The 22,723-nt window shown below is 35.9% G+C and carries 22 protein-coding genes; 15 read left to right on the forward strand and 7 right to left on the reverse strand.

What is annotated here, in order from left to right:
* On the reverse strand, window positions 1-231 hold the full coding sequence (locus tag BMX53_RS04300) for a DUF6341 family protein (protein WP_038985510.1): 231 nt from the start codon (window positions 229-231) through the stop codon (window positions 1-3).
* A gap of 113 nt (window positions 232-344) precedes the next feature.
* On the opposite strand from BMX53_RS04300, the gene BMX53_RS04305 reads away from it, so the two are divergent.
* Complete coding sequence (locus BMX53_RS04305; RefSeq protein WP_038985509.1) at window positions 345-1,283, forward strand: DUF6427 family protein; 939 nt, start codon at window positions 345-347, stop codon at window positions 1,281-1,283.
* Here BMX53_RS04305 and upp read toward each other — a convergent pair.
* Window positions 1,278-1,931 carry a uracil phosphoribosyltransferase gene (gene upp / locus BMX53_RS04310; protein ID WP_038985508.1) on the reverse strand — a complete coding sequence of 218 codons (654 nt, stop codon included), beginning with the start codon at window positions 1,929-1,931 and terminating at the stop codon, window positions 1,278-1,280. The genes BMX53_RS04305 and upp overlap by 6 nt on opposite strands.
* Before the next feature lie 59 nt (window positions 1,932-1,990).
* Here upp and BMX53_RS04315 point away from each other — a divergent pair, with 59 nt between their 5' ends.
* From BMX53_RS04315 to BMX53_RS04370, 12 genes are all read left to right on the forward strand, one after another.
* Window positions 1,991-2,596, forward strand: coding sequence for a DUF4254 domain-containing protein (locus tag BMX53_RS04315; RefSeq protein WP_038985507.1), 606 nt, complete (start codon window positions 1,991-1,993; stop codon window positions 2,594-2,596).
* Window positions 2,597-2,670: 74 nt separating this feature from the next.
* Window positions 2,671-3,717 carry a glycosyltransferase family 9 protein gene (locus BMX53_RS04320; protein ID WP_038985506.1) on the forward strand — a complete coding sequence of 349 codons (1,047 nt, stop codon included), beginning with the start codon at window positions 2,671-2,673 and terminating at the stop codon, window positions 3,715-3,717.
* 29 nt (window positions 3,718-3,746) lie between these two features.
* Window positions 3,747-4,259, forward strand: coding sequence for an adenine phosphoribosyltransferase (locus BMX53_RS04325; protein WP_038985505.1), 513 nt, complete (start codon window positions 3,747-3,749; stop codon window positions 4,257-4,259).
* 805 nt (window positions 4,260-5,064) lie between these two features.
* Complete coding sequence (locus BMX53_RS04330; RefSeq protein WP_038985503.1) at window positions 5,065-5,745, forward strand: N-acetyltransferase; 681 nt, start codon at window positions 5,065-5,067, stop codon at window positions 5,743-5,745.
* 18 nt (window positions 5,746-5,763) lie between these two features.
* Window positions 5,764-6,960: an argininosuccinate synthase gene (gene argG / locus BMX53_RS04335; RefSeq protein WP_038985501.1), complete on the forward strand. Its 1,197-nt coding sequence runs from the start codon at window positions 5,764-5,766 to the stop codon at window positions 6,958-6,960.
* A gap of 3 nt (window positions 6,961-6,963) precedes the next feature.
* The gene (argC, locus tag BMX53_RS04340; protein ID WP_038985499.1) at window positions 6,964-7,935 is read left to right on the forward strand and encodes an N-acetyl-gamma-glutamyl-phosphate reductase; all 972 of its coding nucleotides are present in this window, start codon (window positions 6,964-6,966) and stop codon (window positions 7,933-7,935) included.
* 11 nt (window positions 7,936-7,946) lie between these two features.
* Window positions 7,947-9,086 carry an aspartate aminotransferase family protein gene (locus tag BMX53_RS04345; RefSeq protein ID WP_038985497.1) on the forward strand — a complete coding sequence of 380 codons (1,140 nt, stop codon included), beginning with the start codon at window positions 7,947-7,949 and terminating at the stop codon, window positions 9,084-9,086.
* A gap of 13 nt (window positions 9,087-9,099) precedes the next feature.
* A complete protein-coding gene (locus tag BMX53_RS04350; protein ID WP_038985495.1) occupies window positions 9,100-10,098 on the forward strand; it encodes a Rossmann-fold NAD(P)-binding domain-containing protein in 999 nt (332 codons plus the stop codon).
* 3 nt (window positions 10,099-10,101) lie between these two features.
* Window positions 10,102-10,881 carry an acetylglutamate kinase gene (gene argB, locus BMX53_RS04355; protein WP_038985493.1) on the forward strand — a complete coding sequence of 260 codons (780 nt, stop codon included), beginning with the start codon at window positions 10,102-10,104 and terminating at the stop codon, window positions 10,879-10,881.
* A gap of 42 nt (window positions 10,882-10,923) precedes the next feature.
* The gene (locus BMX53_RS04360; protein WP_038985491.1) at window positions 10,924-11,982 is read left to right on the forward strand and encodes a M20 family metallo-hydrolase; all 1,059 of its coding nucleotides are present in this window, start codon (window positions 10,924-10,926) and stop codon (window positions 11,980-11,982) included.
* A 3-nt stretch (window positions 11,983-11,985) separates the two neighbouring features.
* A complete protein-coding gene (argH, locus tag BMX53_RS04365) occupies window positions 11,986-13,317 on the forward strand; it encodes an argininosuccinate lyase (RefSeq protein ID WP_038985489.1) in 1,332 nt (443 codons plus the stop codon).
* A gap of 166 nt (window positions 13,318-13,483) precedes the next feature.
* Window positions 13,484-14,050 (forward strand): hypothetical protein, encoded by a 567-nt coding sequence (locus BMX53_RS04370; RefSeq protein ID WP_123766458.1) that lies wholly within the window; start codon window positions 13,484-13,486, stop codon window positions 14,048-14,050.
* 55 nt (window positions 14,051-14,105) lie between these two features.
* Here BMX53_RS04370 and BMX53_RS04375 read toward each other — a convergent pair whose 3' ends face one another.
* Window positions 14,106-15,158, reverse strand: a complete 1,053-nt coding sequence (locus BMX53_RS04375) for a ferredoxin--NADP reductase (RefSeq protein WP_038985485.1) — start codon at window positions 15,156-15,158, stop codon at window positions 14,106-14,108.
* 227 nt (window positions 15,159-15,385) lie between these two features.
* On the opposite strand from BMX53_RS04375, the gene BMX53_RS04380 reads away from it, so the two are divergent.
* Entirely contained in the window at window positions 15,386-17,872 is a 2,487-nt protein-coding gene (locus BMX53_RS04380; RefSeq protein ID WP_074744783.1) for a DUF5686 and carboxypeptidase regulatory-like domain-containing protein, read from the forward strand.
* Window positions 17,873-18,007: 135 nt separating this feature from the next.
* Here the strand turns inward: BMX53_RS04380 and pheS are convergent, their stop codons facing one another.
* Window positions 18,008-19,024, reverse strand: a complete 1,017-nt coding sequence (gene pheS / locus BMX53_RS04385; RefSeq protein ID WP_038985482.1) for a phenylalanine--tRNA ligase subunit alpha — start codon at window positions 19,022-19,024, stop codon at window positions 18,008-18,010.
* A gap of 86 nt (window positions 19,025-19,110) precedes the next feature.
* Window positions 19,111-19,467, reverse strand: coding sequence for a hypothetical protein (locus tag BMX53_RS04390; protein WP_038985480.1), 357 nt, complete (start codon window positions 19,465-19,467; stop codon window positions 19,111-19,113).
* 94 nt (window positions 19,468-19,561) lie between these two features.
* Here BMX53_RS04390 and BMX53_RS04395 point away from each other — a divergent pair, with 94 nt between their 5' ends.
* Window positions 19,562-20,110, forward strand: a complete 549-nt coding sequence (locus BMX53_RS04395; protein ID WP_038985479.1) for a CvpA family protein — start codon at window positions 19,562-19,564, stop codon at window positions 20,108-20,110.
* A gap of 81 nt (window positions 20,111-20,191) precedes the next feature.
* On the opposite strand, the gene BMX53_RS04400 is transcribed toward BMX53_RS04395, so the two are convergent.
* Both BMX53_RS04400 and BMX53_RS04405 read right to left on the reverse strand, forming a co-directional pair.
* Window positions 20,192-20,950, reverse strand: coding sequence for a tetratricopeptide repeat protein (locus BMX53_RS04400; RefSeq protein ID WP_038987577.1), 759 nt, complete (start codon window positions 20,948-20,950; stop codon window positions 20,192-20,194).
* Between the two features lie 7 nt (window positions 20,951-20,957).
* Window positions 20,958-22,721 carry a BatD family protein gene (locus BMX53_RS04405; protein WP_038987578.1) on the reverse strand — a complete coding sequence of 588 codons (1,764 nt, stop codon included), beginning with the start codon at window positions 22,719-22,721 and terminating at the stop codon, window positions 20,958-20,960.
* Between the last annotated feature and the right edge of the window lie 2 nt (window positions 22,722-22,723).

Raw genomic sequence — 22,723 nt, forward strand, 5'->3', positions numbered from 1 at the left:
CTATTTTAAAAACGAGTGAGATGTAGTATCTTGGTTATCTTCATTATTTGCTTTGAAGATTTTTAGTTGTTTTAACCAAAAAACGAAATAGTAGCAAGTAATAAGGATAAATGCCCAAGTAATGATATTAGCAATCCACCAGTTTGTTAATTCTAATTTTGCAAAAAGGTCCATTGGAATAAATAGAACTTTTTCAAATAGGAATCCTAATCCAAGAAAAAATGAAGTCATCGTACTTTATTTTAAATTAAATAAAATTATTTTATCAATCCGTTTACTAAAGCTAGCTCTCTCTAAAAAGAGAGAGATTAGCTTTAATATGTACAAAAATATAAAATATATAAATGTTAGCAAGTATTTTTAGTAAAACAAAACCAATTAATTACATTATACTGACCATATTAATCTTAATGATTAGTGTTTTGTACTTGTTTATAGATCAAGACCAATTGGTTTGGACGAGTTATGAATTTGGGAAAAGAACAGTTTTACTAGGCTTGTTAATGGTAATGATGTTTTTGTCACAGTTCGTCGTTACTAGGAATAGACTTGTAAGAGATAACGCTTATGTACCTCTATTATTCGTCTCTTTTTTAATGTTTTTTCCAACAGTTTTAGTTCACAGTAAAGTAATTATATCTAATTACTTTATTATGCTTGCTTTGAGAAGAATATTTGCTTTACATTCATTAAAACAGTCAAAAGAGAAAATATTCGATACCTCTTTATGGATATTTGTAGCTAGTTTATTCCACTTCTGGAGTGTATTATTCTTTATACTGTTATTCTTTGCGATTACTTTCTTTGGAAGTAAAGACTACAGAAACTGGTTTATACCTATTATAGCTTTTTTCTGTGTATCTATATTCTTAGAGTTATACCTAATAATGGCTAACGAAAGTTATTACGATTGGTTCTGGGATAAGTGTAGAGTGAGTTTTGACTTTATGTATTTTGAGAATATATATCAGAACATTTCACTAGCAGTCTTTGTACCGATAGCTTTATTATTCTTTGTGAGTCAAGCACTCACAGTATCATCTAAGCCATTTAATATGCAAGGAACCTATAAGAAAATCATACTTTCTTTCCTTATAGGTGTTGCAATATATATTGTATCTGCAGATAAGAATAATGGAACTCTATTATTTACTTTCTTCCCATTAGCGGTATTAGGAGCTAATTACATAGAAGCTATACCTCAGAGATGGAGAAGAGAAGCTGTCGTATACAGTGTATTCGGACTTGGAGTCTTCTTCTATATCATGCAGTTAATCTTATAATTTATGACCGTATGCTAGATCACCAGCATCTCCTAGACCTGGTACGATGTAGTTATGGTCATCTAATTTCTCATCTAATGTAGCTACCCATAAGTTCACATTATCAGGAAGGTTCTCTTCTAAATATTGAATTCCTTCTGGAGCAGCAATTACTACAGCTATATGTAGTTCTTTAGGTTTTTCTTCAGCCATTAGCTTGTTGATTACAGCTACTAACGACTGCCCTGTTGCTAACATTGGGTCAATAAGAATTAGTATTTTGTCTTGAAATGAAGGTGCTGCTTGATATTCAACTAATATCTCACTAGCCTCTCCATGTTTTCCATGACGGCGATAAGCTGATACGAATCCATTCTCAGCATTGTCATAGAAGTTCATAAATCCAGTGTGTAGAGCTAGTCCAGCACGTAAGATAGAACATAGTACTACGTTATCTTCGATACATGTTGTATGTTTTACTCCTAGAGGAGTTTGTACAGCAATATCCTTATACGGTAACTTTTTACTCAATTCATACGCCATAATCTCACCGATACGTTCGATGTTTTTTCTAAAACGCATACTATCTTTTTGGATATTTACGTCGCGTAGTTGGGCTAAAAAGTGGTTTAGGATACTGTTTTCTGCGGAAATATAATGAATTTTCATCTCGGTATAATTAGTACGATAAAGGTATAAAAACTATATTTGTAAATAAAATAATTAGTATGTTTTCAGAATTAGCATTTCCAATATTCGAAGAGAGTATTCGCGACTATCATAAATTTGATAATGTTGATCAACCAATCAACAACCCATATCCAAAAGATGATATCAAACATTTATTGTATTTAAAGAATTGGATTGACACTGTTCAATGGCATTTCGAAGATATTATCCGCGACCCACAGATTGATCCTGTAGCAGCATTAACATTGAAAAGAAGAATTGATGCTTCTAATCAAGAGCGTACGGATATGGTAGAATATATCGATAGCTACTTCTTACAAAAACACAAAGATGTGCAAGTAAAAGCAGGTGCTAAGATTAACTCTGAAAGCCCAGCTTGGGCTATAGATAGACTTTCTATTTTATCTCTTAAAATTTATCATATGAATGAGGAAGCTACTAGAGCTGAAGCTACTCAAGATCACAGAGATAAATGTCAAGCTAAATTAGACGTACTTTTAGAACAAAAGAAAGACTTAACAACAGCGATTGATGATTTGTTAAATGACATCGCTAATGGAGATAAGTACATGAAAGTGTACAAACAAATGAAAATGTACAATGATGAGGAATTAAACCCTGTATTGTACCAAAACAAGAAATAATCATATCTTTGATAAAAAATATAGAAAGCGTGAGTATTCACGCTTTTCTTGTTCATAACCTAATTTAACTCGTTGTGGCACAGTTGAAACATATATTGGTATTTAGATTGTCTGCTATGGGAGATGTCGCTATGACTGTTCCTGTAGTTCGTGCTCTAATAGCACAGCATCCTGATGTTCGAGTGACTATAGTATCTCGTCCATTTTTCAAACCGTTTTTTAAAGATATAGATAGAGTGGAGTTCTTTTCTATAGATATAAAGAAAAGACACAAAGGCTTTTTAGGACTGATTAAGTTATTTAAAGATTTAAAGAAACTTAAGGTTGACTATTTTGCAGACTTTCACAATGTGTTACGTTCTCAGCTCATCCGTTCATTATTTAGCTTAACAGGAACTAAGGTAGCAGCATTAGACAAAGGTAGAGAAGGAAAGAAAGAACTTACTCGTGTAGAGAATAAAGTATTCAAGCAGCTACCCACTATGTTTTCTAATCACCAACAGACCTTAGCGCGTTTAGGGTTTAAGGTTGATCTAGCTAATCCTCAGTTTCCAGCTGTACCAGAATTAGCTCCTGAGCTACTTCAGTATGTAAAGGAGAAAGATACAGTGTGGATAGGTATAGCCCCTTTTGCACAATATGATACTAAGGTGTATCCACTTAACTTAATGCAGCAAGTAGTAGACTCATTAGCAGAACGTGAGAAGTCTATTATTTTCTTGTTTGGAGGTGGAGAGAAAGAGATAGCATTGCTTAATCAATTAAAGCGTGATAACTATAACGTAATCGTTATGGCAGGTAAGGTTAAGTTTGATGCGGAAATCAATTTAATCCAGCATTTAGATGTTATGTTATCTATGGATTCTGGAAATGCTCATATAGCAGCCATGCTTGGCAAGAAAGTTGTGACACTTTGGGGAGCAACGCATCCTTATGCAGGCTTTGCACCATTTAATCAGCCAGCTGATTATTGTATCACAGCAGATAGAGCGAAGTATCCATTACTGCCTACATCTGTATATGGTAATAAGATAGTGGAAGGATATGAAGACGCTATGCGTACAATAGATCCACAAGTAGTGTGTGATAAGATAATAGAAATAATAAATTCAGATAAATAATCGTATTTTTACAACATAAAATATTGACTATGAGAATAGCAGACTATATTAGAGATATACAAGACTTTCCGAAGGAAGGTGTTGGGTTTAAAGATATCACACCTCTTTTAAACGACCACGCAGCGATGATGGAAGCTACTAAGCAGTTATTGGCATTAGTAGGAGATAAGAAGGTAGATAGAGTAGTAGGGATGGAGAGTAGAGGTTATTTCTTTGCTACTTTATTAGCAGAGAAGTTAGGTGCAGGATTTGTACCAGTACGTAAACCAGGTAAGCTTCCTTTTGATACGATCTCACAGGAGTACAGCCTAGAGTATGGTACAGATATCTTAGAGATGCACGTAGATGCGATCAAACCTGGAGAGAAAGTACTTATTCACGATGATGTACTAGCTACAGGAGGTACTGCAGAAGCTGTATGTAAACTGGTAGAACGTTTAGGAGGAGAGATAGTACAGGTAAATTTCTTGATGGAATTGTCTTTCTTACACGGTAGAGATAAGTTAGCTCAGTATGAAGTAAAAAGCTTAATGAGCTACTAAACATATTTATTTTATTTTTTTAAACCCTATCAACGGTCAAATTTTAGTTGGCTTTTGATAGGGTTTCTTTTTTGTTTTCTCCAAGATGAGTCCGTTGTAAGTCCGTTATGAGTCCGTTATGAGTCCGTCAAAATGAGGTTTATAACGGAGTCATGACGTACTAATTATGCAATTATATAGCTATGATCTGCATCAACACAGATATCATATTAGTATTGATAGCAATGAGCAATTGGCTCGAAGTATAAAGTTTAGCCTATAAAAATGAAGAACTCTTCTCTTAAAATAGCATTTAAATAGAAGAGAAATAGAACTGTATCTAGAGTGTATTTTTGCATAACTAAAACTGAGGTTATAAGGATGATTTGACGTTTATAAGATGATAATTTTAAAATGTCCAAAAAATATATATTCTAAAATAAGGGTTAATGTCTTATTCTATAAAGTCTTGAGAGGTGTTTTTATTTTTTATAAAAAAGCTTGCATAATCCAAATTTAATTAGAAAACTTTGTCAATGCTTATTTAAGCAGATAATAAACTTATGAAGAAAACCGATTTAAATATTACTTTTATCTCTAACAACATTGCTTTAGCAACTGTTGCGGTTTTCTATACTTCTACATCGCGGGTAACTCGCGTCCGGGCTTAATCTTTTTTAGCCTTTTTTGATTATAATGCTTTTTTGGCATTATATCTGTGTATATATCATTGAATTTTTTAATGCTTTTCAGACAGTTATGAATTATTGTATCTATTCGGTATCAGTATTTTAGCTCGTTTGATTTCTAATCATTTGTTTTTGAAATGAATGCAAAACAGTTTATCGTAATTCCTGCGAATGAATCACACGTAGGATATGCGGAACAAATTTGTGAAGAGATGGCTCAGTCGGCTCTTGCTAGAGGGACTGGTATCGCTAGAAGAAAACCAGAGTACGTTGCCAATAAAATGGTTGAAGGTAAGGCTGTTATCGCTCTACACGTAGATGGTACTTGGGCTGGTTTTTGTTACATCGAGACGTGGAGTCACGGTGATTATGTAGCCAACTCTGGACTGATAGTCAACCCTACTTTTAGAAAAGAGGGACTGGCTAAAGCTATTAAAAAACGCATTTTTGAATTATCGAGAGAGAAATATCCAAAGGCTAAGATATTCGGTTTAACTACGGGGTTCGCGGTAATGAAGATCAACTCAGACTTAGGTTATGAGCCTGTACCTTACTCAGAACTAACTCAAGATGAGAGTTTCTGGAAAGGGTGTGAGAGTTGTGTGAACTTCCAAATCTTACAGAGTAAGGAGAAAAAGAATTGCTTATGTACTGCAATGCTTTGGAATCCAGAAGAAAAAGAGAAAGAGCTTCGTACTAAAATAGACCAAAAGACCAAAGCAAAAGAGCGTCTTAAAAACATGCAGAAAAAGTACTCTTTGCTTAAACGATTGCAAATGCAATTGAAAAAAACAGTCAAAAAAACACATCTATTTTAATTTTAAAACACATCAATCATGAATAATAAAAAAGTTGTATTAGCATTTAGCGGAGGATTAGACACTAGCTTCTGTGTAATTTATTTAAAAGAAGAATTAGGGTATGAAGTTCACTCTGTAGCAGTAAACACAGGAGGATTTGATGCAGAAGAAGTAAAAGCGATAGAGGAGAGAGCATATGCTTTAGGCGTAGCTTCTCATAAGACTATCGATGAGACAGAAGATTACTATAACGATAGCGTTAAGTACTTGATATTCGGTAACGTATTAAAGAATGCGACATACCCATTATCAGTAAGTGCAGAGCGTGTATGTCAGGCTACAGCTATTGCTAATTATGCTAAGAAGATTGGTGCACAGGCAGTTGCTCATGGTAGTACAGGAGCAGGTAATGACCAAGTGCGTTTTGATATGATCTTTAATATTTTGGTGCCTAATGTAGAAATCATTACACCGATTAGAGACTTAAAATTAAGTAGAGAAGAAGAGATCGAGTTCTTACAGAAACACGGTGTCGAAATTAATGCAGAGAAAGCAAAGTATTCAATTAATAAAGGTTTGTGGGGTACTTCAGTAGGAGGAAAAGAAACCCTAACTTCTAATCTATATTTACCAGAAGAGGCTTGGCCTACGCCTGTGACTAAGACAACTCCTGAGACAGTGGAGATTGTTTTTGAGAAAGGGGAGCCAGTAGCTTTAAACGGTAAAAAACTAAAACCTACTGAGGTTATCCAACAATTACAAGACTTAGCTCAACCATTTGGTATCGGTAGAGATATCCACGTAGGAGATACGATTATTGGTATTAAGGGAAGAGTTGGTTTTGAAGCTGCTGGTCCAATTATCTTGGTAAAAGCTCACCATACTTTAGAGAAACATACATTGACTAAATGGCAATTAAGTTGGAAAGAACAGTTGGCATCATTCTATGGTAACTATCTACATGAAGGACAATTCCACGATCCAGTGATGAGAGATATGGAAGCATTCTTAAGTAGCACACAGCAGACTGTGAGTGGTAAGGTAATCGTAGAGCTTCACCCACACCGTTTTGTAGTAATAGGTATAGAGTCAGAGCACGACTTAATGTCTAATAAATTTGGTAGCTACGGAGAGATGAACAATGCGTGGACAGGAGAAGATGTAAAAGGGTTCTCTAAAATCTTTGGTAACCAAGTAATGATTTGGCACAAAGTAAATAACCAAGACCAATAAGATATGCAGACAATTAAAGCAGGAATAGTTGGAGGGGCTGGCTATACTGGAGGAGAGTTATTAAGATTATTACTACCTCATCCAGCAGTAGAGATTGCCTTTGTACATTCTAATAGTAGTGCAGGCAAGCCAGTATATGAGGTACACACTGATCTCTTTGGTGATACAGATCTTAAGTTCAGTGCGTCATTGACACAAGATATTGATGTTCTGTTTTTGTGTATGGGACATGGTGACTCTAAAGTATTCTTAGCAGAGAACGAGATAGATAGTGAAATAAAGATTATCGACCTCAGCCAAGACTTTAGATTAAAAGAGACAGCAGGAAAGTTTGTATATGGATTGCCAGAACTAAATAGAGAGCAGATTAAGAAGGCAAGTTATATCGCTAACCCAGGTTGTTTTGCTACAGCGCTACAGTTGGCTTTATTGCCATTAGCTAGTGCTGGGAAATTACCTGAGTCTATTTATATCAATGCCTTGACTGGATCTACAGGAGCAGGACAGAGCCTATCTACTACTTCTCACTTTAGTTGGAGAGCAAATAATATATCAGTGTATAAAGCTTTCACTCATCAGCATCTTAATGAGATAGGAGAGAGTTTAACACAGCTACAACCAGGGTATGCTAAGAACATTAAGTTTATCCCTGAGCGTGGAGACTTTAGTAGAGGAATTTTTGCAAGTGTAATGTTTGAGTCTACATTGACTGAAGAAGAGTTATACAGACTGTATAATACTTACTATGAGTCACACCCATTTACACATGTTAGTGCTAAGGGAATAGATTTAAAACAAGTAGTTAATACAAATAAGTGTCTTGTATCTATAGTGAAGGATGGAAATGATGTGTTGATAACAAGTGCAATAGATAACTTGTTAAAAGGGGCAAGTGGACAGGCTGTTCAAAATATGAACTTGTTATTCGGGTTAGACGAAAAAACAGGTTTACAACTAAAAGCTTCGGCTTTCTAAAAAAGTTTATTATGATGAAATTATATGATGTATACCCACTTAATCCTATCGAAATAGTAAAAGGGATAGGGAGTAAAGTATATGACAACAATGGTCAAGAGTATTTAGATTTATATGGAGGTCACGCAGTAATCTCTATCGGACATACTCATCCGCACTATGTAGCGAGATTAAAAGACCAACTTGATAAAATCGGATTTTATTCTAATTCTATAGAAATCCCTCTTCAACAGCAGTTAGCTGCTTTGTTAGGAGAGGTGGCTGGGTTGGACAATTATCAATTGTTTTTGTGTAATTCAGGAGCAGAAGCCAATGAAAATGCTTTAAAGCTTGCTTCTTTTTACAATGGTAAGAAGAAAGTAATAGCTTTTGATAAAGCTTTTCATGGAAGAACATCTCTTGCGGTTTCTGCTACTGATAACCCAAAGATAGTTGCCCCAGTTAATCAAACTGATAACATTGTGTTCTTACCTTTTAATGATGAGCAGGCTTTAGAACAAGCTTTCGCTTCTTATGGGGATGAAGTAACAGCAGTGATTATCGAAGGAATACAAGGTGTTGGAGGGATTCAGGTAGCTACAGACAGTTTCTTAGCAAAAATCAGAACGCTAACGACACAGTATGGAGCAGTATTTATCGCGGATGAAGTTCAGTGTGGATATGGTCGTACAGGTTCATTCTACGCAGTAAATGATGGAGGAGTACAAGCTGATATTTATACAATGGCTAAAGGTATGGGGAATGGATTTCCTATTGGAGCTATTGCTATTGGAGAGCAGTTTAAGCCTTGGCATGGACAATTAGGTACTACATTTGGTGGAAACCACTTAGCATGTGCTGCAGCGCTGTCTGTATTAGAAGTGATGAAGCAGGATAACTTAATGGCTCATACAGCTCAGATAGGAAACTATCTAATCAACGAGTTAAAGAAATTAGACAAGATACAGGAAGTAAGAGGTAAAGGATTGATGATTGGTATAGACCTTGCTCCTGAGTTAAAGGATGTTCGTAAAGAACTATTAGTGAAAGATTACATCTTCACTGGGACTGCAAGCCCTAATGTAATTCGGCTGTTGCCAGCTTTAAATCTGAGTCAAGCAGATGCAGATTTATTCTTGGACAAGTTCAGCAATAGATTACAACAATTTTAAATTTGATTAAACAATGAAACAATTTTTTTCCGTTAACGATATAACATCTCTATCTCAAGCAGTACAGAGTGCATTGACATCTAAACAGAGCCCTTTTGCAGATGAGGCTCTTGGTAAGCATAAGACAATAGGTTTAGTATTCTTAAACCCAAGTTTACGTACAAGGATGAGCACACAGAAGGCTGCTATGAACTTAGGGATGAATGTAATGGTGATGAATATGACATCAGACGGTTGGGCTTTAGAGACTAAAGACGGTGTAGTGATGGACGGAAATACAGCAGAGCATATTAAAGAGGCTGCTGCTGTGATGGGAGAATACTGTGATATTTTAGGATTGCGTTCTTTCCCAGGGTTAAAAGATGCTGATGAAGATTATAGTGAGGAGTTGTTTGGTAAGTTCGCTAAGTACTGTGGTAAACCAGTAGTGAGTTTAGAGAGCGCTACAAGACACCCACTACAGAGTTTCACAGATCTAATTACAATAGTAGAACACTTCGATTATCAGTATGATAGTGTACAAGAGAAGTTAGTACCTCAAGGTAAGAAACCAAAAGTAGTATTGACATGGGCTCCACACGTTAAGGCATTGCCACAGGCAGTACCTAATTCATTTGCAGAGTGGATGTGTAGAGCACAGGCAGAAGGATTGGTAGATTTCGTAGTAACACATCCAGAAGGATATGCGTTAAAAGAAGAGTTTACTACTGGAGCTACAGTTACTACTAATCAAGATGAGGCTTTAGCTGATGCAGATTTCGTATATGTAAAGAACTGGTCAAGTTATGAAGACTATGGGCAGATTACTTGTACTGATAAGTCGTGGATGCTGACTCTTGATAAGTTAGAGGCTACTAATAATGCTAAAGTGATGCACTGCTTACCCGTAAGACGTGATTTAGTGATAGCATCAGAGGTATTAGATAGTGAGCACTCTATCGTGGTACAAGAAGCAGGAAACAGAGTTTGGGCTGCCCAAGCAGTATTAAAAGAAATGCTAAAAAACCAATAGATTATGCAAAGCCTTACAGTTATTAAAATAGGGGGTAATATCGTAGATGATGAGTCGTCGTTACAAGCTTTTTTAGATACTTACGCAAGTATAGAAGGACCTAAGGTCTTAGTACATGGTGGAGGTAAATTAGCTACGCGTATGGCTACTCAGTTAGGGATAGAGACTCAGATGGTCAATGGACGTCGTATCACTGACGAAGCGATGTTGCCTATAGCTGTAATGGTGTATGCTGGATTAATCAACAAACAGATTACTGCACAACTTCAGTCAAGAGGTTGTGACGCGATAGGAATCTCAGGAGCAGATGCTAAACTGATACAGAGTCATAAAAGACCTACTGAACCAATAGATTATGGATATGTAGGAGACTTTAAGGCAAGCGATGTGAATGTGGTTCGATTAAAGCAATTGGTAGAGATAGGACTTAGTCCTGTGTTCTCTGCCATTACGGCGGATAAGGAAGGCCAATTACTAAACACGAATGCAGACACTATAGCGTCTAACTTAGCAGTGGCTCTGGCTACAGAGTATAAAGTAGCTTTGATATATTGCTTTGAACGCAAAGGTGTGTTGCAGGACATTAACAATGAGGACTCTGTGATTAGTACCATTAATCGAGAGAACTTTACACAACTAAAAGAACAAGGAGTGATAGCAGATGGTATGTTGCCAAAGATAGAGAATGCTTTGGCTGCTATCGACCAAGGTGTGGATAAAGTATGTATCAAGAAAGCAGAGGATTTATTAGAAGCAGAAGCTGGTACTACTATTCAACGATAATAAAACAATAAGACACAATACTACTTAACTATAAACACTGACATGAAAGATAACCTAACACAAGAGGCTATAGCTTTATTAGAAAGATTAATTGCTTCTCCTTCATTTAGTAAGGAAGAGCATCTTACATCTGATTTGATCGCTGCATATTTAGAGTCACACGGAGTGGCGATACACCGCGAGTTATTCAATGTATGGGCTTTCAATAAACACTATGACCCAAGTAAGCCTACTATTCTGTTAAACTCTCATCACGATACAGTGAGACCGAATAAGGATTATACACGTGATCCTTTTAAACCAGAGATTATAGCTGGCAAGCTTTTTGGATTAGGGAGTAATGATGCAGGAGGATGTTTAGTATCTCTTATTGCTACATTCCTTTATTTTTATGATAAGGAAGGAATGAAATATAACTTCTGTATTGCAGCAACAGCAGAAGAGGAGATATCTGGTAATGATGGTTTAGAGTATGTGATTCCTAAATTAGGAGAATTAGAATTCGCTATTGTAGGAGAACCTACACAAATGCATTTAGCTGTGGCAGAGAGAGGACTGATGGTCTTAGACTGTGTAGCTAAAGGACGCTCTGGGCATGCAGCACGTAACGAAGGAGATAATGCAATATTTAAAGCGATTAAAGATATAGAATGGTTCAATACATATCAGTTCCCAAAGGTATCTGAAGAGTTTGGACCTATTAAGATGAGTGTAACGATGATTAATGCGGGTACACAGCATAATGTAGTACCTTCTACATGTGACTTCGTAGTAGATGTACGTGTGACAGATGCGTATACTAACGAAGAAGTATTAGAAATGGTAAGACAGCATGTGGACTGTGATGTTAATGCTCGTTCTACTCGATTAAAACCTTCGTCTATAGCAAAAGACCACCCAATCGTAAAGGCTGGTATAGCATTAGGAAGAGAGACTTATGGATCACCAACTACGAGTGACCAAGCCTTGTTAAGTATTCCATCGCTTAAGTGTGGACCTGGCGACTCTGCTCGCTCACATACAGCAGACGAATTCGTCTATGTAGAGGAGATAAAAGAGGGAATAGCCTTGTATATAGAGATGTTAACGCAAATCGTGTAGCAAATGAAATTATGGCAAAAGAATACTACAGTGGATCAATCAGTAGATACGTTCACAGTAGGACAAGATAGAGTGTTAGATATGAACTTAGCGGCTTTTGACGTTATGGGGTCACTGGCACATACACAGATGTTAGAAAGCATAGGATTACTGGAGGCTGAAGACTTAGTAATCATACAGAAAGAATTAAAACAGATTTACCAAGAGATATTAGCAGGACAATTCACAATAGAGGATGATGTAGAAGATATTCATTCACAAGTAGAGTTGTTATTGACAAGAAGAATTGGTGAAGCTGGTAAGAAGATACATTCAGGACGTTCAAGAAACGACCAAGTGTTAGTTGATCTTAAGTTATATTTCCGCCATGAGATAGAAGAGATTGTTGTTAAAACTAAAGAGGTATTTGAGACATTACAAGGTTTAAGTAACCAGTATAAAGATGTTTTACTACCTGGCTATACGCATTTACAGATCGCAATGCCTTCGTCATTTGGCTTGTGGTTTGGGGCGTATGCAGAGAGTTTAGTGGATGACTTAGAGATGATGTTATCAGCGTGGAAGGTGACGAATAAGAATCCATTAGGATCAGCTGCTGGTTATGGTTCATCATTCCCTCTAAATAGACAGATGACTACAGATTTATTGGGCTTTCAGTCTATGAATTACAATGTAGTCTACGCTCAAATGGGGAGAGGTAAGACAGAGCGTATCTTAGCACAAGGGCTAAGTTCTATAGCTGCTACTTTAGCTAAGTTCGCGATGGATGGATGTCTATATGTGAGTCAAAATATGGGTTTTATAAAATTCCCAGATCATTTGACTACAGGTTCGAGTATTATGCCTCATAAGAAGAATCCAGACGTTTTAGAGCTTATTCGTTCAAGATGTAATAAGATACAAGCTTTGCCTAACGAAATAGCTTTAATGACTACTAATTTGCCTTCTGGGTACCATAGGGATCTTCAATTGTTGAAAGAGAATTTATTTCCAGCTTTTACTTCTTTAAAGGAGTGTTTGGACATTCTGAAGTTGATGTTAGACAATATCGAGGTAAATAAAGATATATTAAGCGACCCAAAATATGACTATTTGTTTAGTGTTGAGGTTGTGAATGATTACGTACTAAAGGGAATGCCTTTTAGAGAAGCGTATAAAGAGATAGGTCTGTCTATAGAGGCAGGTACTTATCAACCGTCAAAAGAGGTTAACCATACACACGAAGGTAGTGTAGGTAACCTGATGAATGATGCAATCAAAGCTGAGTTTGACCGTGTATATGCGTCATTTGGCTTTGACCAAGTAAATGAGAAACTAGTAAGTTTAGTGTTGTGATAGATTGAAAGAGGTTCTTCCACGCGGTGGTCGAGCCTCTTGCTATTTATTAACATCCGATATAGCACGCTATATCATCTATAATTCGAATAGAGCAGTACAAAAGATAGTTTTTTGTATTGCTCTTTTTTTATTGTTTATCTTTAATGTGTTTAAAATGAATGCTATGAAGAGATTATTGTGCCTATTGTTTATGTGTGCTTCTACGATGGTATCAGCTCAGATTACTGATACAGCTGTTAATAAAGATAAGTTTGAGAAGTCTGATTTCCCTTATAAAGGAGATAGAGTGCTTATCGTGGACAAAATAGATGGAAGTAAAGAGGAAAATATATTTGTATTCGCTAAGAATAAGAAAGGTTCTGAGCAGGATAGACTCTATATACAACAGTTTACTAAGGTAGATGGTAAATGGGAGTCAAAGGTAAGTGAGGAGGTCGCAGATGAAGGGATAATCACTGTGACTTATAATAATCGAAAAGCATTTAAGGATGTAGAGAAGAATGGTCAAGTGGATGCACTTTACATCTACGCAAAGCATGATAAAGATGACCTTAATAACCCTAATGAGGAGATAGGATTGCTCTTTTATAAATATCAGTTATACACTGTGACTGTACGCGCAGATTCTGACTTTAAGAAGAATTATTTTAGCGATAACTTTAAGGAACTCCCTAAGCCAGTGCAGGATTTTGTACTAGACTACTGGAATAAGTATGTTAGTGAAAGGTAGAGATAAAAAAGCTGTCTCTTTTAATATTGAGACAGCCCTTAGTATTGTATATCTATTAAACGTCGTCGTAGTCAACGTATATTTCGTCAGAAGTAACGATAGCTTGACATGATAGGATTAATCCATCAGCAATCTCATCATCTGATAGGATACTGTTCTTTTTCATGACAGCAGATCCTTTGATGATCTTACACATACATGAGCTACAGATACCTCCTTGACATGAGTAAGGAGCGTCAATACCTGCTTTAAGCACACCATTAAGTAATACTTCGCTTTTAGGCATTTCGAAAGTAGCTTCTTCGTCATCTACTAGGGCAGTTACCTTAGTAGTACCTCCTTCTGCCTGTACTGGGTCAACACCATCTGTGTTAGGAGTAAAGATCTCAAACGAAATCTTCTCTTTTGCTACACCTCTGTCTTGTAGAGTAGCACTTACTGTATTAATCATGTCCTCAGGACCACATACGTAGAACTGTTCGAATGCTGTATCTTTATGTTTATTATTAACTACGAAGTTAATAGCTGCCTTATCTATACGTCCGAAGATAGAGTCGTTCTCTCTAATACGAGAATATACGAAATGGATAAATAGACGGTCTGCATATTGCTCCTGTAGTTTATATAACTCGTCGTGGAAGATAGTCTCCTCAGCATTCTTATTACCATATACTAATACGAACTTGCTATTAGGTTCTTGTTCTAATACAGATTTAAGAATAGACATCACTGGTGTGATACCACTACCTGCTGCGAATGCAGCATAGTTATTAGCTGTAGTAGCATTAGGTTCTAGTGTAAATCTTCCTTCTGGAGCATCTACTTCTAGCTGGTCACCTGCCTTTAGTACCTCGTTAGCATAAGTAGAGAATACACCGTGTTCTACTTTCTTTACAGCTATACGAACCTCACCACTAGTAGGAGTAGAGCAGATAGAGTAAGCTCTACGAATCTCTTTACCCTCGTGTTGAAATTTGATATTAAGGTATTGTCCCGCTTTAAATAGATATTCTTCTTTTAGATTAGTCGGAATATCAAATACTATAGATACTGCATTAGGAGTCTCTCTGCGAACTTCTTTTACAGTTAATAGGTTGAATCTTGACATAGTTAGTTTAGTTTGAACGGACAAAAATACGAAAGTGATTGAGTTAACAGCACATTAAATACTATAATCAGCAATTCTTTACAGATAATTAACGCTTTAGGACATTCAGTACTTCGATTTTAGTGATGAGGTGTAAGTTTTATAATCTGTAGAATTATATAACAGGCTTGTGTAACAAGACAATAACTTAATATACTAATAGATATAATTACAATAAAAACCACCCAATGAAACACTTTATTACACTCTCTATGTTACTGTTTAGCTATGTCGTATTCGGCCAGCTAAAGGGAAGTATCAAGGATACGGCGGGTAAGCCTATCAGCTATACAACGGTATATGTAGAGAAAAGCCAACAGAATACAATAAGTAACGAACAAGGTATGTATGAGCTAGCTCTACCACATAAAGGTGAGTATACTATCGTATATCAGTTCTTAGGATATAAAACTTTACGCAAGCATATCACTTATGCTGGTACCCCTCAGGAGGTCAATGTAGTCTTAGATACTGAAGAGTTCGTTTTAGAGGATATCGTGATAACAGCTGGAAAGAATCCAGCTGATGATTTAATCCGAAATGCAATCAAGAACAAAAAGAAGAATACAGATGGAATGTCTGCCTTCAATGCAGACTTCTATTCTAAGGGAATGCTAAAGACATTGAAGATGTCTAAGTTTATTCAAAGTAAAGTTAGTGTCAATGGAGGAGGAATATCTGGACTTGATTCTCTAGGTAGAGGTATAGTGTATCTGTCAGAGACTGTATCTAACTTAAAGTATCAAAAACCAAATAAACTAAAAGAACATATCATAGCATCTAAGGTGAGTGGTAATAATAATGGATATAGCTTTAATACGGCTGATGAGTCGTTCTATGACTTTTATGATAACCATGTGGTGATAGGAGAGATGGATACTAAATTAATATCACCTATAGCAGATGCTGCATTTTCATACTATAAATATACACTAGAGGCTACCTTCAGAGACCAAGGAGTACTGATTAATAAGATTAAGGTAACTCCTAAATCTTCTGTACAGCCTGTATTCTCAGGTGATCTGTATCTAGTAGATGGCACAGGTGCTATCTATGGTGTAGACTTTAAGACTACAGGAGTAAGTCTACAACAGCCATTAATAGAGGAAGTCAATATCAGTCAGAACTTTAGTTATGATGAGAATAATAAGAGCTGGGTCAAGCGTTCGCAGAACCTTGATCTGACTTTCGGAGCATTTGGAGTACAGATACAAGGTGTATTTTTAAGTGTGTTTAACAACTATAACTTCACTCCTAACTTTACAAGAGCGAGTTTTGATAAAGAGGTATTGTCATTCGCTAAGGATGTTAATAAGAGAGAAGATGAGTTCTGGGAGAAGAATAGATTGTTTGCTTTGACAGAAGAAGAAATAAAGGATTATCATGTAAAGGATAGTATCAGATTAGTCAAAGAGTCTCCTGCGTATAAGGATAGTATCCGTCAGAAACATAATAAGCTAGGTTTAGGAGATATCTTTGGAGGGTATAATTATCGTGGTAAAGAGGATAAGTACAGTATTGGATATAGCGGATTAGTAGGATTGGATAGACCTGGGTTTAATACAGTACAAGGCTTTAATATGAAAGCTGATGTATATGCTACTATTAATGACAAGGATAAGAAAGGATATACATTTGGTAAAGCAAGTTTTGACTACGGCTTTGCTTCAGATAGACTTAGAGTATATGGTAAATTAGTACACCAGTTTAAGGGAGAGACTAAGTCTGCTGTGTTTATAGAAGGGGGAAGTAAGATAGATCAGTACAATAAAGAGAATATACCTGAGCTATTAAATACTGCATTCTCTCTATTAGCTCGTAAGAATTACGCAAAGTATTACAATCACAATGATGTGTATGTAGGATATAGAGGTCAGTTTATCAACGAGGCTCTAAAAGTAAATGCGTCTATTGGGTATGAAGATAGAAGCCCGTTGTATAATAATGCAAATGGTTCGTTTTATAAGGGGAGTAGAGCTTATACCTCTAATGATCCTCTAGCTCCTCTAGACATGGAGAGCAGCCCTATAGATAATCATCATCTATACAAGTTTAGATTAGGTACTAAGTTATTATTAGGGATGAACTATGTAACTTATCCTGATAAGCGTATCTATATGCGCAATCGCAAGTATCCATTGATAGAAGTGAACTACGAGAAGGGATTTAGTGGTAGTGAGAAAGGCATTGATTATGACAAGTTGGAAGCTAGATTCACTCAAGACTTTACAATAAGCAATAAAGGAACATTCGAGTACAATATATTAATGGGGAAATACTTCGGTGCAGATGGTATTTCTTATGTAGATAGAAAGCATTTTACAGGTAATGAGACACACTTAACGATTAATAACGATAGGTTAGCTTCATTTAATCTATTGCCTTATTATGCATTGAGTACGAATAAGTCTTATGTAGAAACACATTTAGAGTATGACTTTAAAGGGTTCTTGATTAATAAGATTCCACTACTTAGGCAGACTGGATGGAATGTAGTATTAGGATATCACAATGCTATGGTGAGTGATTATAAGCCTTACCAGGAGTTTACAGCAGGGTTGTCTAACTTCGGCTTCGGAAAGGTTAATTTCTTCCGTATAGACTATGTACGTTCATATAATGGAGGGGCATTTGCTAAGGAAGGTATTATGATTGGTATTAAGAAGGGATTTTAGATAGTTATAGATAATCTGTAATGATGAAGGCTCTGCTGTTACTGTGGTAATGGCAGAGCCTTTTATTTTGGGTTAAGGCATAAAAAAACACCTCATCAGTATTTGATGAGGTGCTTATGATATATCTTATTCTTATTAGAAGTTCGATTTAAATTGTTCTAAGAAACGAACATCGTTCTCAAAGAACATACGGATATCTCCGATTTGGTATAAAAGCATAGCGATACGCTCTATTCCCATACCGAACGCGAAACCACTGTACTCAGTAGGATCGATATTACAGTTTTTAAGAACGTTAGGATCAACCATACCACAACCCATAATCTCTAACCATCCAGTACCTTTAGTGATACGGTAGTCAGTTTCTGTTTTTAGTCCCCAGTAAATATCTACCTCAGCACTAGGCTCAGTAAATGGGAAGTATGATGGACGTAATCTAATCTTAGATTTACCAAACATCTCTTTCGTGAAGTATAACAATGTTTGTTTTAAGTCAGCGAAAGACACATCTTTATCAATGTAAAGACCTTCTACCTGGTGGAATATACAGTGTGAACGAGATGAAATAGCTTCGTTTCTAAATACACGTCCTGGAGATATAGTTCTCAGTGGTGGTGTATTTTTCTCCATATAGCGAGTCTGTACAGATGAGGTATGTGTACGTAATAACTGCTCAGGATTAGTCTGAACGAAGAAAGTATCTTGCATATCACGAGCTGGGTGGTACTCAGGGAAGTTCAATGCAGAGAAGTTATGCCAATCATCTTCAATCTCTGGACCTTCAGAAATATTAAAACCAATGCTATTGAAGATATCAACGATTTGGTTCTTAACTAATGAAATAGGGTGTCTAGATCCTATCTCTAAAGGATATCCAGGACGTGTCAAGTCTCCGTAAAGACCTTGTACATCTTTAGATTCTAGTTCATCTTGAATAGATTTTACTTTATTCTCGACAGTGCTTTTTAATAGATTGATAGCTTGTCCAAACTCTTTCTTTTGGTCATTTGGCACAGTTTTAAAGTGTGCAAATAAGTCGTTTAAAATTCCTTTTTTAGATAAGAATTTTATTCTAAATGTCTCAAGCGTTTCTTTGTTATCAGTGTTAAACTGTTCCGCTTCACCGATATATTCTTTTATTTTATCTATCATCTTAAGTAAAGTAAAAAGCAAATTTACTGCTTTTCAATTAGACACAAAATTATAAAGCCCTATAATTTTATTAATTGTTACTATAGTTAGTTAATAAACTTACTTTCTAAAAAGTAATTTACGATAGCTTCTTTCATTAAAACAGACTGTTCACCTGCTTTAAGACTAGGTAAGCTCTCCTTTACGTTGTAGTGAGGCCATCCATCTTGGTCAAAGTGGTCAAACTCGTAATATCCATAAGGTTCTAATAAGCGACATATAGCGATGTGCATTAGATTGACTTTGTCGTCTTTCTTATATCTCTTTTTGATTTTACCTAGTTCTTGTACTCCGATTAAATATATGATAGCTTCTAAGTCTAGTGTTTCTCCGTCTCCAAAACGGTCTGATACCTTCTGAACCACGGCGTCCCATCTACCTTTTAATTGTTCGTCTCTTGCCATATTGTAATTTGTATAGTAGCAAAGATACTATTATTGCTTTATTGTAATTAATAGATTTATAATATCTTCGCACTCTAAACAGATTTAGAGTATTATGTTTTTTGATTTTATCTTTCTTATCGCTATTGGTTTTGCCATATTTACAGGGGCTAAAGATGGTTTATTCATCTCTGTAGTTTCTTTCTTGTCATTATTTATAGGGATGATAGGAGCATTAAAGTTCTCAAATATTATTAAGAACTTCTTGATGAATTCGCTAGGGTGGGAGTCTGCATCTATTCCACTTTTAGCATTTGTTGTTGCTTTCTTTTTAGCCATACTAGCAGCTAGATTTGTAGCTAAAGTAGTTACTAAGTTTTTTGAGACTGTGTTCTTAGGGTTTTTTAATAGGGTTTTCGGAGCAGTTTTTCAGATATTGATTGTTGTATTAGTAGGTAGTGTATTCTTGTCTATTTTTGATGAGATCAATAATATATTCACGTTTGTGGAGCACGAGACATTGATGAACTCTGTTAGTTATAAAATATATTTAACCTTATCAGAGTCTGTTCTACCTAGTCTATACGATTTGGTTAAATCACTATTCAGTAAGAGTATTGACCTACTTAAAGAAGCTAATGAACAGGAGCCTGTTCAAGCATAAGTATTTAAGAGTGAATAATTGTATAAAAAAAGACCTGATTATATCAATGTGTATAATCAGGTCTTTTTTTATGTAAGATGATTAGATATACTTCAATGTACTCTCTTCTACCCATCCTATTTCTTGATTGTCTAATCTAATTTTTACCCAAAGAGCTTTCTTTTCTAAGATATACACTTTAGTACCAGCATGTAACTCTTTGACTGTTTTAGAAGTATTTTTTGCGTCTTCTTTTAGGTTTACCTGTTTATCAAATAAGATAGCTGTTACTTCCTTAGTTGCATATTTCTTTTCAAACGATGCAGCATAACTACACCCTCCGATTATTACTAAAGATAGTATAACTAAAACAAAACTTATACGTTTAACCATACTGCTACTACTTAAGTAATATGCGATAAAACACAACAACACTACAAAGGCCATAACTGTAGCGAATGTAGCCCAGCCATCTACAGATAGTTTGCCTAAGGTCTGGTGTAAGATATCTTGGTTATCATATTCTTTGATAATAGTGATATCGTCCACTAGTTCTTTTCGAGCATAGTTAAGATTAGTATCAATAGCTTTATTCTCTGGAGTTAGCTTTAATGCCTTTTCGTAATAATAAACAGCATTGACATAATCATGTGTTTTATAATAGGTATTTCCAAGGTTAAAGAACACTTCTGGTGATGATATTCCCTGTTCCTCTATACCCTTATATGCCTCTAGTGCATCTCTGTATTTTTCTTTTTGGAAAAGAGCATTGGCTTTGTCAAATTGCTTTTCCCACGAATCCGTTTGTGCCCATGTATGAAAGCTCAAAACAAATATAAAAAGAGTGATGATGTGTTTCATTTTGGTTCTATTTGAATTGTTTTTCTAACTCAGAGATAACTGTTATAGCAGTATCATAGTCCTTGTTGATATTTACTTGATCAGTCGGAGCATATCTAGCCCATTCACAAGCGTTCTTTAAGTCCATAAAGCCTTTTATAGCTTCTTCTGTTATATTTTTATCTACTAGTATCTCTGTGATATTATCATTGCTCATTTCGCTTGTTACCATGTCTAGTTTTGCCTTTAAGAAATTGTGTAGACATCGTTCTAAAGCTTCATAGAACAGCTCTTTGTTATTTATATTCTTCTTAGCCTCACCTAAGTATTTCTTTGCTAATCTATTGTTGTTTCTCAATCTAATACCATCTAAGTCAGATGCTGATCTACGACGAATAGTAATAAACAGAATAAAACAAGGTATTAATACAAATGGTAATGCTGTAAGAATATAGAATAGAGTCGTATCCCAATAAGTACTGCTGTATGGCTTCACAATAGAAGCTTTAGTAGCATTTGCTTGGAACAGTTCATTCTTATCTACTACAGTAGTATTTTTAGCTTCGTTATTTTTAGGTAACATCGGTCCGTCTAGTACATGTATAGCTAAGCTGTCGATATTGATAGTCTTATACTTCTTGCTATTCAAGTCAAAGTATGAAAACTCCATTGGGTCTATAGCATAGTCTCCTTTATACTGTGGGATGATAGTATAGTTACTTATTCTACTACCTTGCATACCTCCAGTACCAGATGTAATCTTATCTGCCGTAGTAGGATCATACATCTCTAGTGCTGAGTGTGCAGTAGGGGTAGGCATAGTTAGTAGATTCAAGTTACCCTTACCAGATACTTCTAGTTTTAAGTTTAACTGTTCACCTGCTTTAAGACTAGTTTTAGTAGGAGTTACCTTAAAGTCAAAAGTTCCTACACCCCCAGAGAAGTTAGCTGGCTTACCTGCTTCTGGTAAATCTTTAGCTTGAATGGTAATCTTACCAGTGCTATAGTCTTTCTCCATATACCCAAACTCAGGGTAACCGAAGAAGTCTCTACGTCCTGTAGGTATTTCAGCTTGGATTAATAATACTAATGGGGCTATTGTAAGTGTACCTGCCTCTTGTGGCATTAGTACATCTTGTTTAAGTACAATGAAGTTGGTCTCCTTTCCTTTGAACTTACCTACCTTAACATCAGGCCTCTTAGGTAGCTCTACATTGTGCACCCAGAACTTCTCATAGTTAGGAATTTTCTGTCCTGTGAAGCCCGCAATGTTAGTATTAAAGTACAGCTTATACGTGATAGTCAGAGGTTCGTTGATATACGGATTAGTATTACTTACTTCTGCTACTAGATGTATATCAGCTAATGCTTGTTGTTGTACTTGATTGTATTGTTGTTGACGTGGATCTTGTCTTACTACAGCATCAGTAATAGTTACAGAGATAGGCTTAGTCTTATACACCTGTCCTTCTATTTCTATAGATGCAGCACCAATGGTAAACGTTCCCTTCTTCTTCGCTTGTAAGAAGTAAGAGTACGTTTTATTAAATGATTTTTTGCCGTTTACCCATGAGTAACTCACAGACTGATTAGGCCCACCTACAACGGTAAAGTTGTCAAAACGCGGTGGGGCAAAGTTGTCTCCATCTTGATTCATAGCGAAGTCAACACGGATATTCTCATTTAACGGTATGTTCTCTCTACTTACAGCAGCTTCAAAGCTTACTTGGGCTAAGATAGCTTGCGTACAGATTAAAGCTATTAATAATATGTAGTAACGAAGTGTTTTCATTG

Source organism: Myroides marinus (assembly GCF_900109075.1).
Taxonomy (GTDB): domain Bacteria; phylum Bacteroidota; class Bacteroidia; order Flavobacteriales; family Flavobacteriaceae; genus Flavobacterium; species Flavobacterium marinum_A.

Coding starts and splice junctions, on each gene's coding strand:
- BMX53_RS04390 (WP_038985480.1), bottom strand. CDS start 19,467: ATGGCAAGAGACGAACAATTAAAAGGTAGATGGGACGCCGTGGTTCAG.
- BMX53_RS04375 (WP_038985485.1), bottom strand. CDS start 15,158: ATGTCAAGATTCAACCTATTAACTGTAAAAGAAGTTCGCAGAGAGACT.
- BMX53_RS04305 (WP_038985509.1), top strand. CDS start 345: ATGTTAGCAAGTATTTTTAGTAAAACAAAACCAATTAATTACATTATA.
- upp (WP_038985508.1), bottom strand. CDS start 1,931: ATGAAAATTCATTATATTTCCGCAGAAAACAGTATCCTAAACCACTTT.
- argH (WP_038985489.1), top strand. CDS start 11,986: ATGAAATTATGGCAAAAGAATACTACAGTGGATCAATCAGTAGATACG.
- BMX53_RS04330 (WP_038985503.1), top strand. CDS start 5,065: ATGAATGCAAAACAGTTTATCGTAATTCCTGCGAATGAATCACACGTA.
- BMX53_RS04300 (WP_038985510.1), bottom strand. CDS start 231: ATGACTTCATTTTTTCTTGGATTAGGATTCCTATTTGAAAAAGTTCTA.
- BMX53_RS04380 (WP_074744783.1), top strand. CDS start 15,386: ATGAAACACTTTATTACACTCTCTATGTTACTGTTTAGCTATGTCGTA.
- BMX53_RS04350 (WP_038985495.1), top strand. CDS start 9,100: ATGAAACAATTTTTTTCCGTTAACGATATAACATCTCTATCTCAAGCA.
- argG (WP_038985501.1), top strand. CDS start 5,764: ATGAATAATAAAAAAGTTGTATTAGCATTTAGCGGAGGATTAGACACT.
- BMX53_RS04395 (WP_038985479.1), top strand. CDS start 19,562: ATGTTTTTTGATTTTATCTTTCTTATCGCTATTGGTTTTGCCATATTT.
- argC (WP_038985499.1), top strand. CDS start 6,964: ATGCAGACAATTAAAGCAGGAATAGTTGGAGGGGCTGGCTATACTGGA.
- BMX53_RS04360 (WP_038985491.1), top strand. CDS start 10,924: ATGAAAGATAACCTAACACAAGAGGCTATAGCTTTATTAGAAAGATTA.
- BMX53_RS04325 (WP_038985505.1), top strand. CDS start 3,747: ATGAGAATAGCAGACTATATTAGAGATATACAAGACTTTCCGAAGGAA.
- pheS (WP_038985482.1), bottom strand. CDS start 19,024: ATGATAGATAAAATAAAAGAATATATCGGTGAAGCGGAACAGTTTAAC.
- BMX53_RS04315 (WP_038985507.1), top strand. CDS start 1,991: ATGTTTTCAGAATTAGCATTTCCAATATTCGAAGAGAGTATTCGCGAC.
- argB (WP_038985493.1), top strand. CDS start 10,102: ATGCAAAGCCTTACAGTTATTAAAATAGGGGGTAATATCGTAGATGAT.
- BMX53_RS04405 (WP_038987578.1), bottom strand. CDS start 22,721: ATGAAAACACTTCGTTACTACATATTATTAATAGCTTTAATCTGTACG.
- BMX53_RS04370 (WP_123766458.1), top strand. CDS start 13,484: ATGAAGAGATTATTGTGCCTATTGTTTATGTGTGCTTCTACGATGGTA.
- BMX53_RS04345 (WP_038985497.1), top strand. CDS start 7,947: ATGATGAAATTATATGATGTATACCCACTTAATCCTATCGAAATAGTA.
- BMX53_RS04400 (WP_038987577.1), bottom strand. CDS start 20,950: ATGAAACACATCATCACTCTTTTTATATTTGTTTTGAGCTTTCATACA.